At 37.1% G+C, this 14,364-nt stretch carries 13 protein-coding genes; 4 read left to right on the forward strand and 9 right to left on the reverse strand.

What is annotated here, in order from left to right:
* The first annotated feature begins 63 nt into the window (after nucleotides 1-63).
* From C7K43_RS06840 to C7K43_RS06850, 3 genes are all read left to right on the forward strand, one after another.
* Nucleotides 64-768: a deoxynucleoside kinase gene (locus C7K43_RS06840; RefSeq protein ID WP_124006184.1), complete on the forward strand. Its 705-nt coding sequence runs from the start codon at nucleotides 64-66 to the stop codon at nucleotides 766-768.
* A gap of 324 nt (nucleotides 769-1,092) precedes the next feature.
* Nucleotides 1,093-1,701, forward strand: a complete 609-nt coding sequence (locus C7K43_RS06845; protein ID WP_124006185.1) for an NADPH-dependent FMN reductase — start codon at nucleotides 1,093-1,095, stop codon at nucleotides 1,699-1,701.
* 20 nt (nucleotides 1,702-1,721) lie between these two features.
* Complete coding sequence (locus C7K43_RS06850; RefSeq protein WP_124006186.1) at nucleotides 1,722-3,020, forward strand: NAD(P)H-dependent oxidoreductase; 1,299 nt, start codon at nucleotides 1,722-1,724, stop codon at nucleotides 3,018-3,020.
* Nucleotides 3,021-3,108: 88 nt separating this feature from the next.
* Here the strand turns inward: C7K43_RS06850 and C7K43_RS06855 are convergent, their stop codons facing one another.
* The 4 genes from C7K43_RS06855 to C7K43_RS06870 all read right to left on the reverse strand — a co-directional run bounded on the left by C7K43_RS06855 (nucleotide 3,109) and on the right by C7K43_RS06870 (nucleotide 8,219).
* Complete coding sequence (locus C7K43_RS06855) at nucleotides 3,109-3,942, reverse strand: GH25 family lysozyme (protein ID WP_157977737.1); 834 nt, start codon at nucleotides 3,940-3,942, stop codon at nucleotides 3,109-3,111.
* 351 nt (nucleotides 3,943-4,293) lie between these two features.
* Entirely contained in the window at nucleotides 4,294-5,238 is a 945-nt protein-coding gene (locus tag C7K43_RS06860) for an NADP-dependent oxidoreductase (protein WP_124007255.1), read from the reverse strand.
* A gap of 64 nt (nucleotides 5,239-5,302) precedes the next feature.
* A complete protein-coding gene (gene gntK, locus C7K43_RS06865) occupies nucleotides 5,303-6,856 on the reverse strand; it encodes a gluconokinase (protein ID WP_124006188.1) in 1,554 nt (517 codons plus the stop codon).
* A gap of 31 nt (nucleotides 6,857-6,887) precedes the next feature.
* Entirely contained in the window at nucleotides 6,888-8,219 is a 1,332-nt protein-coding gene (locus C7K43_RS06870; RefSeq protein WP_124006189.1) for a gluconate:H+ symporter, read from the reverse strand.
* A gap of 390 nt (nucleotides 8,220-8,609) precedes the next feature.
* Between C7K43_RS06870 and C7K43_RS06875 the strand changes: the two genes are divergently transcribed.
* The gene (locus C7K43_RS06875) at nucleotides 8,610-9,116 is read left to right on the forward strand and encodes a DoxX family membrane protein (protein ID WP_124006190.1); all 507 of its coding nucleotides are present in this window, start codon (nucleotides 8,610-8,612) and stop codon (nucleotides 9,114-9,116) included.
* Between the two features lie 88 nt (nucleotides 9,117-9,204).
* Here C7K43_RS06875 and C7K43_RS06880 read toward each other — a convergent pair whose 3' ends face one another.
* The 5 genes from C7K43_RS06880 to C7K43_RS06900 all read right to left on the reverse strand — a co-directional run bounded on the left by C7K43_RS06880 (nucleotide 9,205) and on the right by C7K43_RS06900 (nucleotide 14,329).
* On the reverse strand, nucleotides 9,205-9,447 hold the full coding sequence (locus tag C7K43_RS06880) for a hypothetical protein (RefSeq protein ID WP_124006191.1): 243 nt from the start codon (nucleotides 9,445-9,447) through the stop codon (nucleotides 9,205-9,207).
* Between the two features lie 268 nt (nucleotides 9,448-9,715).
* Nucleotides 9,716-11,131, reverse strand: a complete 1,416-nt coding sequence (locus tag C7K43_RS06885) for a class II fumarate hydratase (protein ID WP_124006192.1) — start codon at nucleotides 11,129-11,131, stop codon at nucleotides 9,716-9,718.
* A gap of 176 nt (nucleotides 11,132-11,307) precedes the next feature.
* Nucleotides 11,308-12,135, reverse strand: a complete 828-nt coding sequence (locus tag C7K43_RS06890; protein ID WP_124006193.1) for a carbohydrate ABC transporter permease — start codon at nucleotides 12,133-12,135, stop codon at nucleotides 11,308-11,310.
* Entirely contained in the window at nucleotides 12,132-13,001 is an 870-nt protein-coding gene (locus tag C7K43_RS06895; protein ID WP_124006194.1) for a carbohydrate ABC transporter permease, read from the reverse strand. The genes C7K43_RS06890 and C7K43_RS06895 overlap by 4 nt, the downstream gene beginning before the upstream one ends.
* Before the next feature lie 26 nt (nucleotides 13,002-13,027).
* Nucleotides 13,028-14,329 carry an ABC transporter substrate-binding protein gene (locus C7K43_RS06900; RefSeq protein WP_124006195.1) on the reverse strand — a complete coding sequence of 434 codons (1,302 nt, stop codon included), beginning with the start codon at nucleotides 14,327-14,329 and terminating at the stop codon, nucleotides 13,028-13,030.
* Between the last annotated feature and the right edge of the window lie 35 nt (nucleotides 14,330-14,364).

A 14,364-nucleotide genomic window follows, 5' to 3' on the forward strand; every position in this document is an offset into this window, starting at 1 on the left:
GCTTTCTGCTGGACAAACGTTACCCAATACTGAGAAAATAAACATTAATTGGAGGTTTAAACTATGATTTATATTATGGGAACCATCGCTGCTGGAAAAACATCTTTAGCAAAAATTTTAGCTGAAGATTTACAATCGCCTGTTTATTACGAAGATGTCGAAAATAACGGGCTAATTTTAAATATGTTGGAAAAATTTTATTCTTCTGGTAGAAAAAGCCGAAAATCCAATGGCGCAATCTTGCAAATTGCTTTTTTAACTTTTCGCTATCAACAATTACGTCAAGCAATCACTCAACAAAATGCTGTAATGGATTCTTCTTTAGAATCCGACTTTGTGATGGCTTCCCAATTACATGATCACGGGGAAATCGATGAAGAAGATTTTAATGTATATGTAACTTTATCACAAGAAATGCAAGCAAATGTTAATGGTATTCCCTGGAATGGTTTACCCGATTTGGTCATCTATTTAAAAATTGACGCAGACCACGCCATTAATGAAATTCAAAAACGAGGCCGCGAAATGGAAAATACTACCCGTGAACCAGGACTGACAGATTATTATCAGCGCGTTCATCATGCTTATGAAAATTGGGCCAACGGTTATCACCCTGCTATCTTGTTAACGATTGATCGAGAAAGGTATGATTATGTAAAAAATGCTGAAGATCGCAATGATGTCTTAGACTTAATTGAAACAAAATTAAAAGATCTCGGAAAATTATCACCAAAAACATTGGAAAAAATCAAACAAAAGCGAAAATAGTAACACTTTTGTTCTACTTCTGTAAATAGAACGTTATTTAGTTCATCTTCTATCTAAGATTCAGCATGTAAGTGGTATCATTTTATTTTATAAAGCTTCCAGAAGGCTTGATTTCAGAAGCAAAATTTCGGAAAACTTCCACCTAATACAGCTAATTTTTGTGTTATATTTTGTAGAAAAAATTTTTGTTAAATAATTTTTTGCTAGAGCCCTTCACACAAGGGACGCGGAGCATCTTGACTTTCCTTGTGAAAGTTTTATAATGAAAAGTGTAACAAAGTACCTCAGTTATTGTCATACTACTTGTCAGAAAGGAAGTTTCTCATGAATCATTTTATTGGGTTAGTTGGAACCAATTCGGATAACTCTACCAATCGAAAATTATTACAGTTTATGCAAAAGCGTTTTTCAGATAAAGCAACCATTGAATTGATGGAAATTCAAGATTTCCCCATTTTTAATAAACCGGTTTCTGAGCAGCTCCCAGAAGTTGTACAAAATGCGGCTGAAAAAATTCGCCAGTCAGATGGCGTTGTTATCAGCACTCCGGAATACGATCATTCAATTCCCGCTGCATTGACCAATGCTTTAAATTGGCTCTCATATGGTATTTATCCTTTTGTCGATAAACCTGTTATGATTACCGGCGCTTCTTATGGCACATTAGGATCCTCACGCGCGCAATCACATTTGCGCCAAATTCTTGATGCGCCTGAACTAAAAGCCCGGATCATGCCCAGCTCAGAATTTTTACTTGGTCATTCATTGCAAGCTTTTAACGAAGAAAATGCATTGAACGATATGGACCAAGTTAAAAAATTGGACGGTTTGTTCAAAGATTTTCAAGTATTCGTCGAACTCACAAACCAGTTGACCAACGCTCATGAAGCGAATAAAAAAGAAGCCGAAGACTTTGATTGGGAAACTATTTAGAAAAAGGAGAGTTTTTTATCATGAAATTAGTCGGAATTGTAGGTTCTAACGCTGATTTTTCCTATAACCGTTTATTACTACAATATATTAAAAAGCATTTCAAAACATTCGTTGATATTGAAATTTTAGAAATTAAAGATGTGCCATTATTTAACCAAAGTCACGACCAGACAGATAGCGCGCCCATTCAAAAGCTTAAGCGTAAAGTTTTAGCTGCTGATGGAGTAATTATTGCGACACCTGAACACAATCATACAATACCTGCTGGATTGAAAAGTGTGCTTGAGTGGTTATCCTTTAAAATTCAGCCACTTTCAAATAAACCTGTCATGATAGTAGGTGCTTCTTATTACAACCAAGGTTCATCGCGCGCGCAATTACATTTACGTCAAATTTTGGAAGCTCCAGGTGTGAATGCGATTGTTATGCCAGGAAATGAATTTCTTTTAGGGGAAGTAAAAGATGCTTTTGATGACCAAAATAATTTAAAAGATCAAGGAACAGTTGATTTTCTACAAACTTGCTTAGAAAAGTTTGCTAAATTTATCAAAGTGATGTCTGCGATCAATGAACCTCAAAAAGATTTATCGGCAGAAGAAGATTTAGAAGCCACGGGTAAAATTGATACCACAATTGAAGGTGTTGATATGTCAGCTGAAGATTGGGTTGAACAAGCTAGTAAAAAAGTAGGCGCTGCAGAAGGCGACGCTTATGTAAAATTAAATCGCGGTATTTTAACAGTTAACCAGTTAAACGCCTTCTTAGCTTCGATGCCCATGGAATTAACTTTTGCTGATAGCAATAACCAATTTTTATTCTACAACTATACTGCTGAAAAAGAAGATATGTTTGCTGGACGTGTACCAGGACAAGTCGGAAATCCTTTAGCCAACTGTCATCCACCTGCTACTTATAAAAATGTTAAATGGGTTATTTCTCAATTACGTCACGGAAATGAAGACGTGGTTCGGATCCACGTACCAACACACGGTCCAGATAAATATGTCGTTCATAGTTATCAAGCAATGCGTGATGAAGCAGATAACTATATGGGCGTAAATGAATATATCCTAGATTTTCAACCAATTATTGATTGGTACTTGCAACAAACCGGTCAAAGACTTGCTAAAGATGAAACAGTTGACGTTGATGCTACCTCAAGTGCTTCGACTACACAAACCGAGCAAGTTGACAGTGTGTCGGGGGCTTCAGAAAAAGATAACGCGACTGTAGAAGCCGATAGTGTATCTGGCGCCTCTGAAAAAGCAGATGAGCCTGCAGAAGTTGATAGTGTTTCTAGCGCTTCAGTCAAATCTTAACTTAAATAAACAAAAACTGATTATTGCCTTGTTAGCAATAATCAGTTTTTTTATGTTACAAACTAAAAATTCTTTTCTATACTTCTCCTTAGTTAAAAGGTTGTGTGCCGGCGCCTTTTTCAAATAAACCAATATAGTCACTAGATACGTCAAGATACCCAGTATAATCGCCATTAGGTACCTTAGCTGTGGGAGTAAACTGCCAAGCGCCATAATTTGTTTGCCATAGATCATCACCCGATGGTTCATAAGGATACTGAGCCATCCAAGTATTCTCAGCTCCAACAGTATTACTTACAGCGCTACGATATAAATACCCAGCACCAGTATAAACGCCATGATTTTCATAACCACCATCGCTCAATACTTTCCAAAAATCATTTAAAGAAGAAGCAACATTGTCATTTTCAGTTGACGGATCTTCCATGTCAGCAAAAATCATCACTTTCTTATTCAAATTATTTTCCTTTAAAAAAGATAAAAGATAATTTGCTTCTGCCTTAGCTTCTTTTGAAGTAGCAAAATTTGCATAATGATAAAGATTTACGTTCAAACCAGCATTGGCAGCATATTCGATTTGTTCAAGTGCGTAAGGGTTCGTATAATTAGAAGATTGTGTAGTTTTAACAACAACAGACCGAACTCCCTTATCTGCCAAAATTTTATAATCACTTTGTGTCATTTCGCCTTGATAAGAGGAGACATCGACTGCATCTTGTGGTGGTCGCGTACTGTCACCAATATTGAATACATCTGTCGAAGTACTGGCTGCAGCTCGGCTAAAATTAGCTCCAGGTTCACCTGTATAAGACATCGTATTCTCTGTAGCAGCAACTTCTTCTTGTGCATTAACCTTTACAGTAAAAATGCTAAAAATTAAACAAGCTGCTATACCTAGCTGCACAAAAAAACGTTGTTGCACTCTCCTATTTGAATAAATAAAAATCATCCTTTCTAAAAATTGTTTTATTTTTTTACAATACCAGTAAGGTTTTATAATGTAAACTTTTTTGCAGTTTTTATTGATTGTTTGCAAGCTGTTTGCGCTAATTCATCATAAATTGATTCCGCCCACTCTTTTACAGATATATCAATACTTCAATAAAAACATTTCTATTCATTGAAATGGCACAGTAACCGAAATACAAAAAAGCCCTCCATCATCGTACAATTCGCTTACTCGAATATGTACTTAATGGAAGGAATTATTATATCAATTAATACTTTTTCACATCAACATTGAAGCAGCTCCAGCGCTAATGATGGAATTAGCTCAATGATTATCAATGACAATTTTTCCTACAGCATGATTCGTTTCACTTAGTTCATGCGCTTGGTAAATCCCTTTTTGTGTTAAAGGATAAGTAGTAGCAATGACACTTTTTAGTTTGCTAGTTTCCATATAATCTGCCAATGCTTGTAGTTGTTCACTGTTTTCATCTAACCAAATCCCTTTGGCATTGATTTGTTTTTCTTTGGCCAAACTTTCATCTTCAATTGACCCAAGGCTGATTAAATAACCACCTGGCTTAAGTACGTCCATGCTTTTTTGTTGCATATCACTACCACCTAAGGCATCGACTACTAAGTCAGCTTGAGACACTACTTTTGCAAAATCAGTCGTGTGATAATCAATTATTTCATCAGCGCCTAATGATTTTAACAAGTCGTGGTTTTTCTTACTGGCAGTAGTATAAACGTATGCTCCTTGAAGTTTCGCTAGTTGAATAGCAAAAGTTCCAACTCCACCGGATCCCGCATGGATCAATACTTTTTGTCCTGCTTTTAACTTACCATGGTCAAATAATACTTGGTAAGCTGTTAGACCTGCCAAAGGAACAGCCGCCGCTGCTTTATAGGAAACATTTGCCGGAATCTTTACTAATAAGTCTGCGTCAATGATTGTATGATCCGCATAGGTGCCAAATCTCGTTGTTGCAGGTCGGGCAAATACTTGATCGCCAATTTTCCATTGTGTAACGTCTTCTCCAACTTCTTCAATCACACCTGCAACATCCCAGCCCAAGATAATGGGGAATTCCCATGGATATTTTTGTTGCAAGTATCCTTGGCGTAACTTCCAATCAATTGGATTGATCGAGGTCGCTTGTACATTAACTAAAACTTGATTCTTTTTTAACTCTGGTAATGTTACTGTACTTTCTTTTAGTTGCTCTTTTCCACCATATTGGTTAATAATAATCGCTCTTGTATCCAATTTTGCTCCCACATTTCTATCTTCATTTTTCTCATTTATTGGCTTTCAGACAAAAAGTGAAACTTTAATTTGTTTCCGGTTCTTTTTGAGCATATTTATGTTGAAAGTCAGCAATTGTTTGATATTCAGTTTTTAATTGACGCGTCAAGCGAATATAGATCGGAACCAGTTCGCGGTAAACGTCAAAATGATCAGGATTAGGGGCATAAGTTTCTGTTTTGCCGACAAAATTTCGTACTTCGGCTAATTCATCAATCACGCCGATTGATTTCATGCCAACGACTGCTGCACCTAAACAAGAAGATTCAAAAGCTTGTGGTACAGTTACCGGACGTTCAAAAACATCTGACAACATTTGCCGCCACAATTCCGAACGAGCAAAACCACCTGTTGCCAAAATAGATTTAGGTTGGCCAACTACTTCTTCTAGTGCTAAAAGGACTGTATATAGATTATAGACAATTCCTTCAAGAACAGCGCGCAGCATATGTGCCCGCGTATGCATTTGGGTCAAACCAAAAAATGAGCCACGAGCATTGGCATCCCAGATTGGTGCACGCTCTCCACCAAGAAACGGATGGAACAATAAACCATCTGACCCAGCAGGAACTTGTGCAGCCACTTCGGTCAACAGATCATAACTGTCTTTTTGCAGAAGATCAGCTGTGCTTTTTTCTGCGTCAAATAAATTATCGCGCGCCCAAGAAAAGACAACGCCACCGTTATTCACTGGGCCCCCGATAACCCATAAATTCTTGGTTAGAGCATAGCAAAAAATACGTCCTTTAGGATCGATTACTGGATGATCACTGACCATGCGAATGGCTCCGGATGTTCCGATTGTTACAGCCGCTACACCATCATCGATGGCGTTTACCCCTAAATTAGATAATGCACCATCAAAGGCTCCTTGAACAAAGGTTACATCTTGCGGGCAACCAGTGATTTTCGTGTACTCTTCTTTCATACCAGAAAATTGTTCATAGGCATCCACGACTTTAGGTAATTGCTCTTGGTTAATTCCTGTTAGTGCTAAAGCTTTTTCATCCCATTGCAATTCAAATATATTGTACATCCCCGTACAACTAGCAACTGAAACGTCCATTTGCCATGTGCCAAACAAGCGGTAAAGAACATATTCTTTAATGCCGCAATAATGAGCTGCTTTGTTATAAACTTCTGGTACATCCTCTTTTAGCCATAAAATTTTGCATAGCAAAGACATGGGATGAATCGGAGTACCTGTGCGTTCGTACAATTCTTGTCCTTGATCTGAATTTTTAATTTTTTCAGCTGCCGCTGCTGCCCGTGTATCACCCCAAGTAATAATACGTGTCAACGGTTGATAATTTTCGTCTAAAGCAATCAAGCTTTGGTTGGCACTAGAAAAAGAAACAGCTTTTAGCTTATCTTTTTGCCAATCTATTTGACCGATTACTCTTTTTAACCCTGAGGTAACAGCTTCTAGAATCTCTTCAGGCTCTTGTTCGGCCATGCCGGACGCATCACGAAGCAATTCATACGAGTTACTGGTATAGTCAATTACTTTCCCTTTTAAATCATATAAAACAGCTTTCGTGCTGGTCGTTCCAATATCCATTCCAATAATATAGTCCATCGACTAAAACATCCTTTCTTTTTTCGTGCAATTATAGTATTAAAGAAAGCCCATAAACACATACCAAGCCGGTTACTGATAGCACCGAAGTCAGCGTAGTCCATGTTAAAAATGTTTCTTTTAACGAAAGTCCAAAATATTCTTTAATCATCCAAAAACCAGCGTCATTTACATGGTCGGCAAAGATGCTGCCGGCGCCTACTGCAAGAACCATCAACGCTGGATTAACACCAGTTTGGGCAATCAAAGGTGCCACCAATCCTGCGCCAGTCATAGCAGCTACTGTAGAAGAACCCAAACTTACACGTAAAATCGCTGTCACAAGCCAAGCAGCTAAAATGGGTGAAAGGTTAATATTTGTAAATAAGGAAGAAATGTATTCTGAAATTCCGCCTTCAACTAACACTTGTTTGAGTGCTCCGCCCCCGCCAATGATAAATAACATCATTGCGATCTGCGTAATCGCTTCTTCGATTGTTGTACTGATTTCTTTCATTGAACGTTTTTGTTTGTAGCCCATTGTATACATTGCAAATATCAGTGATAAAAGCATAGCAACGTCAGGCTCACCAATAAATTGAACGCCTTGTTGCAAAGATCCTGTAGCTAAGAAACCACTCCAAATGGTAGCAATACCGATCAAGATAACCGGCATCATAGCTGTACTGACGCTTAACCAAAAAGATGGCGTTTGGTTTAATTCAAATTCTTTCACTTCACCTAGTCCAGGAATTTTTTCTTGAATACGGTAAACTTTTGGGTAAAACTTACGCAAAAAGTAATTAAAAACTGGACCCGAAACAATAATCGTCGGAATTGCAACAATCAAGCCAAATAATATCACTTGTCCAATGTCTGCTTCCATAATTCCTGAAATAGCAGTAGGCGCTGGATGTGGCGGAATAAATCCGTGCATAACATTTAGCGTTGCTGCCATCGGAATCGCTAAAGTCAATAGCGGCATTTCTAATTCTTTGGCGATAACAAAAATAATAGGCAGCAAAACAACTAGACCTACTTCAAAGAATAATGCTAACCCGACAATAAAGGACGCAATAATCACAGCAATTTGAATCTGTTTTTTACCAAACTTATCAATCAACGTATTAGCAATCCGATAACCGCCGCCTGAATCAGAGACCAATTTACCAATCATAGAACCCATACCAAATATAATAGCCAAATCTCCCAGCTGGTCTCCCATACCGCTAGTAATAACTTCAGGTATTTGATCCAACGGGATGTTTAAAGCTAGTCCAACTAAAAAAGAAGTAACTATCAAAGAAATAAACGTATTTAGCTTCACTTTAACGATTAAAAAAATCAAAAAAGCGATGCCTAGTGCAACAATTAATAATTTCATGTTTCTTCCTCCAATTTAATATTTCTTGAAACGTATTTTGTACAAGCCCCCTTCAATATCAAATGGAAAAGGCCACTTATTTATACACGTAGTGGTCAACGCAATGATATCTTTTTTTACCTCACCTTCCATTTTAATAAAAATTACTAGTTATGCAAAGGAAAGTGACAATAAAAATCGCAATAACGTTGATTATTCCTTTTTCTCACGGTTCACTTATTAAGTACAACTTTGTCATTATCGTTTTTGTCAGCAATTCACTTACTATTTGACAGTAAACAGTAAAAAAGGGTATGATAACACATATTTACTTCCCCCATTTTGTTGTCGAGTTTGATAACTAGTGTTGGATAAAATTTGCATGTTTAAAAAATGAGAGGAGAAACTTCTATGGTAAAATGGTTGCGTTCATCAAAGATTGCGATGGGAATCGTAACAGTGTTACGTATTTATTTAGGCTATCAATGGGCCGTTTCCGGTTGGAATAAAATAACTGGAACATTTAGTGCTCAAGGAATGATTCAAGGAGCGATCGAAAGTCCCGTATTAGATGACACAGGAGCAAATGCTTATACTTGGTATACAACATTTTTAGATCGTTTGGTATTACCTAACATTGGCTTATTTGATTTAATGGTCCCTTGGGGTGAACTATTAGTTGGTTTAGGCTTAATATTTGGTACATTAACCACTGCTGCTGCTTTTTTCGGTATGGTTATGAATTTCAGCTACTTGTTAGCAGGGACAGTCTCTATTAATCCGCTCTTTGTTATTATCCAATTTTTAATCTTAGTCGCTGGTTTTAACGCCGGTAAAATTGGACTTGATTATTGGGTAGTCCCTTTCTTAAGAAATAAGTTACCTTTTCTAAAAAAATACGCTGATATCAGCCGTTAAAACAGCGCTATTTTAATCAACAAAAAAAGCTGGAGGACATTTTTACACGTCTTCCAGCTTTTTTACTATTGTTTAGCTGTAGCCAATTTTACATATAAGGAAGAATTGACATAGCCATCGATAAGATAAATACGACGACGGCAACAATCAACCAGAACCAAGGACCAGTAAAGAAAGCTGCTGCCTTCGTTTTTGTTGTTGTTTCTTTTTTTGTTTCGTTGATCGCATGTTTTACGGCTAAACGGATGATTGCATATATCCCAGCCGCCAACGCTACATAAGTTAGTATTGGTGAAAGCATCGATATTATACCCATTCCTGTTGTCATCATAAAATCACTCTTCTTTCTGTTATAATAATGAAAGTTCCAACAGAGAAAAAGCTTATGTTTTATCTCTGTTGGAATAACATTTTTGCAGATCACCTATATTTTTTAAGGCAACCGATTGATTCCTTCTCTGAAATTAACATAAAAAGTTACAAAAATGCAACTAATAGAGCTAACTTTTAAATACACCTTAAATCTTTTTACCTTAGAAAAAGGAATACGCTGATTTCATATTAAAAAGGTTCCTGATCGTTTTAGTTCATCGTTTATTTTACAACTCGTCTGTCTGTTCAATATGAGTCATCGCTAACGGTTTAACCCAAGCTGCAAATTGTTGGGAACTCACTTTACCCGAAGACAAGGCAGCTTCTTTCAATGTGATTCCTTCTTTTTCAGCTTTTTGTGCGATTTTAGCACTTTCGTCATAGCCAATATGCGGCGCAAGAGCAGTCACCAACATTAAAGACTGATCGACTAACTCTTTCATGTGGGACTCATTAGCTTGTAAACCACGCAAACATTTTTCAGTAAACGCTTCAATAGTACCTGCAAGTAAATTAGCAGATTCTAAAAAGGACATAATTAACACAGGTTTGTACACATTCATTTCAAAGTTGCCTTGACTGGATGCAACTGCGATAGTAGTGTCATTTCCTATCACACGAGCAGCTGCCATTGTCAGAGCCTCTGCTTGAGTAGGATTAACTTTCCCTGGCATAATAGAAGATCCGGGCTCGTTTGCCGGAATAGACAGCTCTCCATAACCTGCTCGCGGACCAGAAGCCAAAAAGCGTAGGTCATTCGCAATTTTCATTAAATCTGCAGCCAATGTTTTCAAAACGCCATGCATCGCATTTAACTGGGAATGCGCGGCTAAGCCATAAAATTTATTCATATCTGCTGTAAAAGAGATTTGATAGCTAACAGAAAGTTGCGCTGCAATCTTTTCTGCCAGTTTCGGGTGAGCGTTAACCCCTGTACCAACGGCAGTCGCACCTATAGCCAGTTCATGTAAGCTTGGCTCTATTTCCTCTATAAAATCCAAATCATGCACAAGCATACTTTGATAACCTGATAATTCTTGTCCAAAAGTTACCGGGGTCGCATCTTGTAAATGAGTGCGTCCGATTTTAACGGTATCCCAATATTTTTGTTTTTGTTCTGTTAACGTTTGAATCATCTTTTTACAAGCAGCTTTTACTTCGATGATTGCTTGCGCGGCAGCGACATTCATCGAAGTAGCAAAAAGATCATTCGAGCTTTGTCCCTTATTCACATCATCATTAGGTAAAACCGAAAGTTGTGGCTGTTGCTGATTAGCTAAATGCGCAACCACTTCATTCACATTCATATTCGTATGAGTACCTGAACCGGTTTGATAGACAACTAGTGGAAAATGACTGCGCAAATGCTCGTCAGATAGCAAATTCAACTGGTCAATAGCCGCAATGATTCCTTCCGCTTTATTTTTTTTCAATTCACCCAGCTCACTATTCGCCTGTGCAGCTGCTTTTTTTATTTGCAAAAGTGCTTTAATAATAACCAATGGCATCTTTTCTCCAGTAGTAAAATTACGGCGACTACGCTCAGTTTGCGGTCCCCATAATGCTGTAGAGGAAATTTCAATCGGTCCTATAGAATCATTTTCTATTCTTTTCTTTTTATCATTTTTTGTCATAATATCCATTCTTTCATTAAAATATGGTGTGTACTTCTTACTTTATTCGGAAAAAATTAAATGAATAAACGATTGTTTCTATTGATTACATTTTAACATAATAAATTTTTAGCTTTTTTGAAGTCATCAAAAAACAGGACAAGTGCTACTTTGAGTAGGATGAGTCTTGCCCTGTTGACAAACGATTACAATTTTGTGGCCCCTTCTCCTATGCCTTCGATAAAATATTTTTGCAAGAAGACAAAAAGGATGATAATTGGAATAATTGCCAGTATCAAACCTGTTAAAGCTAGCTCCCACTGAGTTGTAAACTCACCAAAGAATGAATATAGTTCCAGTGGCAATGTTCGCATTCCTTCTTGGTTAACAACCAGAGATGGCAGTAAATAATCATTCCATATTTTCATTCCGTTCAAGATAACGATGGTCACAGTAGTAGGTTTTAGCATAGGTAAGATCACTTTAAAAAATATATCTACACGACTTGCACCATCAACCCTGGCGGCATCATCAAGTTCTGTCGAAATTCCCCGCATGGTACCATAATAAAGATAAACAGACAGACTTACTGAAAAACCAATGTTCATAATTGTTAATCCAGTACGGTTTAATAAATTAATTTGAGAAAACAAATTAACTAAAGGAATCATAATTGCTTGAAAAGGAATCAGCATCGTCACGCCACAAAAGTAATAGATAAAGGTGCTGAATTTTGAGTCTCGCCTTTGCAAAACATAAGCCGCCATTGCGCTGAAAATTACTGTTAACACAACACTTGCGACAGTAATGATTAAAGAATTACCAAAACCGGAAACGTAGTTCATTGCGTAAAAGGCATTCGGATAATTGGCAAGAGTAATTTGTTCAGGTAAACCAACAATATTTGAAAGAATCTCTGATTGTGTCTTAAATGAATTAATAAATATTAAGAAAAAGGGATAAAGCCAGCCAATTGATAAAACTAACGCCAGGACGATAATTAGGTATTTGCCAAAGTCTTGTTGTTTTCTCATGTGTCCATCTCCCGCTTCCTAGTTAGCCTCAGCTGTATCACGGTCACAATCGTTACAATAATAAAAAACAGGACTCCTTTGGCTTGCGCATAGCCTTGGCTGTATTCTTGAAAGGCCGTGTTGTAAATGTTCATCGCAAGCATTTCAGTTGAACCAAAAGGGCCTCCATTTGTTAATGTCAAGTTTAGGTCGTAAAGACGAAAGGCATTGGTTAACGTCAGAAATAAACTAATAGTAAACGCTGGCGCAACCGCTGGAAATTTAATATACCAAAAAACTTGCCAAGCATTAGCGCCATCGATTTTTGCAGAATCAATTATAGTAGGACTAACTGAAGTTAAAAACGAAATATAAATCAGCATAACATACCCGCCCATTTGCCATAAGAACACAATAACTAAGGCCCAAAAACCAGAAACACTGGTGGCCAACCAATTTGAGAAGAAATCGATACCGGTGGCTTCTGCTATCGCAGTAAAAGCTTGAATAAAGATAAATTGCCAGATGAAGCCTAAGATAACTCCACCGATTAAATTAGGTACGAAAAAAGTTGTCCGCAAAAAAGTCGCAAATTTACCTTTAATACTGGTAACTAGTACACCCAAGCTTAAACCTAACACATTGACTAAAACAACCGAAACAACGGAAAACCAAAACGTTACATTAAGACTTTCCAAAAAACGTCGGTCTTGAAAAAGTGCTTTATAGTTTTCTAACCCAATAAAAGTCATATCCAACCCATTAGAATTAGTAAAAGATGTGCCAATACCGTAAATAAAGGGGAAAACGATGACCAATAAAAGCACAATAAGTACGGGCGCTAAAAATAACCAATAAATGTTACGAAAACTTTTATTGCCTTTCATTTGATTCAACTCCCATCTGCGAAAATCTATTCGTCAGCTTTTTGCACACGTCTCATTTCACGAAAATCTTCGGAGGTTAATTTTTCAAATTCATTCCACCCGATTTCTCCAGCCAAATACTTTTGATAGTTAGGCGCTAGCGATGCTCTTAAAAAACCATAGGGTTCTTGTTTATAAGTCATTGGAGCGGCTTTATTATCTAATACATCTTGATAGAGTTGACGAGAGATCGGTGCACCGATTTTATCTATGTCTAAATCTTTGACAGGCGGAATGACTTGTAACTCTTCTAGCACGATTTTTTGTCCTTTTTCACTTATATATAAAAAATCTAAAAAACCGGCTGCAGCTTTGATTTCCTCTTCTGATTTATTTTTATTAATACCAATCACCCAGTTGGTTCCTGCTACATTACGCCCCCCTTTATCATCGTCTGCAAAAATTGGCAACAAACCTAATTTTTCTTGGACAAATGCTGGGTCCATTTTATTCAATGCTGGTACGATCCAGTTTCCTTGATGGACCATTGCCACCTTATCATTGAAGAAAAGGTCGTCGACAGAATGGGTGTGATTCATTGTAATGACTGGCTGAACGGTATGTTGGTTGATTAAATCCGTATATTCGTGCATACGCTTACCATTTTGCCATTTCAATTCTTTTGCATTAAAGGCTTGGTTATTATCATCATCAAATTCAGAAGCACTGAAATTAGCAAAAAAGTGATTCGCAACATTTTCATCTTCACCTTCAAAAGCAAAGACATCTTCTAAACCAAGTGCTTCTTTTTTATCATCTAAAAGTTCTACCACATTAACAAAATCTTGGTAACTTTTTATATTGTTAGGGTTAATTCCAGCTTTTTTAAAAATCTCCTTATTGTACAAAAAGCCGAACCCTTCAACGCCAAAAGGCATTCCTAATTGTTTCCCTTCTAATTGTCCGGATTCTAATAATTGGGGTAACATTTCGTCTGTTAGTGATAAGTCGTCCATTTCGTATAAGTAATCCTTATAAAAATCCACATCAGGTAGACCACTTAACATCATCATGGTCGGCTCGCGCTTTGAAGTAAACTTTGATAATAAGGAGGCACCACCATCATTAGAAGTTACTGTTGTGATCGTCATATCAACATTAGGATTTTCTTTTTCATATTCAGTTGCAGCATTTCTTAGCCCATCTGCTATTTCTGCTTTTTGGTTAAAAAATTCAACTTCGATCTTTCCGCCATTGCCTGCATTATTTGTTCCACAGCTGCCTAAAAGAAATACATTACATAAAAGAAAAATAAATACAGCAAATCTAGCTTTTCCTTTCATTCTCATCAATACCTTTCTTTAGGGAATAAGTTATCCTGCTG

The organism is Tetragenococcus koreensis (assembly GCF_003795145.1).
GTDB lineage: Bacteria > Bacillota > Bacilli > Lactobacillales > Enterococcaceae > Tetragenococcus > Tetragenococcus koreensis.

Coding starts and splice junctions, on each gene's coding strand:
- C7K43_RS06840 (WP_124006184.1), top strand. CDS start 64: ATGATTTATATTATGGGAACCATCGCTGCTGGAAAAACATCTTTAGCA.
- C7K43_RS06845 (WP_124006185.1), top strand. CDS start 1,093: ATGAATCATTTTATTGGGTTAGTTGGAACCAATTCGGATAACTCTACC.
- C7K43_RS06850 (WP_124006186.1), top strand. CDS start 1,722: ATGAAATTAGTCGGAATTGTAGGTTCTAACGCTGATTTTTCCTATAAC.
- gntK (WP_124006188.1), bottom strand. CDS start 6,856: ATGGACTATATTATTGGAATGGATATTGGAACGACCAGCACGAAAGCT.
- C7K43_RS06870 (WP_124006189.1), bottom strand. CDS start 8,219: ATGAAATTATTAATTGTTGCACTAGGCATCGCTTTTTTGATTTTTTTA.
- C7K43_RS06875 (WP_124006190.1), top strand. CDS start 8,610: ATGGTAAAATGGTTGCGTTCATCAAAGATTGCGATGGGAATCGTAACA.
- C7K43_RS06880 (WP_124006191.1), bottom strand. CDS start 9,447: ATGATGACAACAGGAATGGGTATAATATCGATGCTTTCACCAATACTA.
- C7K43_RS06885 (WP_124006192.1), bottom strand. CDS start 11,131: ATGGATATTATGACAAAAAATGATAAAAAGAAAAGAATAGAAAATGAT.
- C7K43_RS06890 (WP_124006193.1), bottom strand. CDS start 12,135: ATGAGAAAACAACAAGACTTTGGCAAATACCTAATTATCGTCCTGGCG.
- C7K43_RS06895 (WP_124006194.1), bottom strand. CDS start 13,001: ATGAAAGGCAATAAAAGTTTTCGTAACATTTATTGGTTATTTTTAGCG.
- C7K43_RS06900 (WP_124006195.1), bottom strand. CDS start 14,329: ATGAGAATGAAAGGAAAAGCTAGATTTGCTGTATTTATTTTTCTTTTA.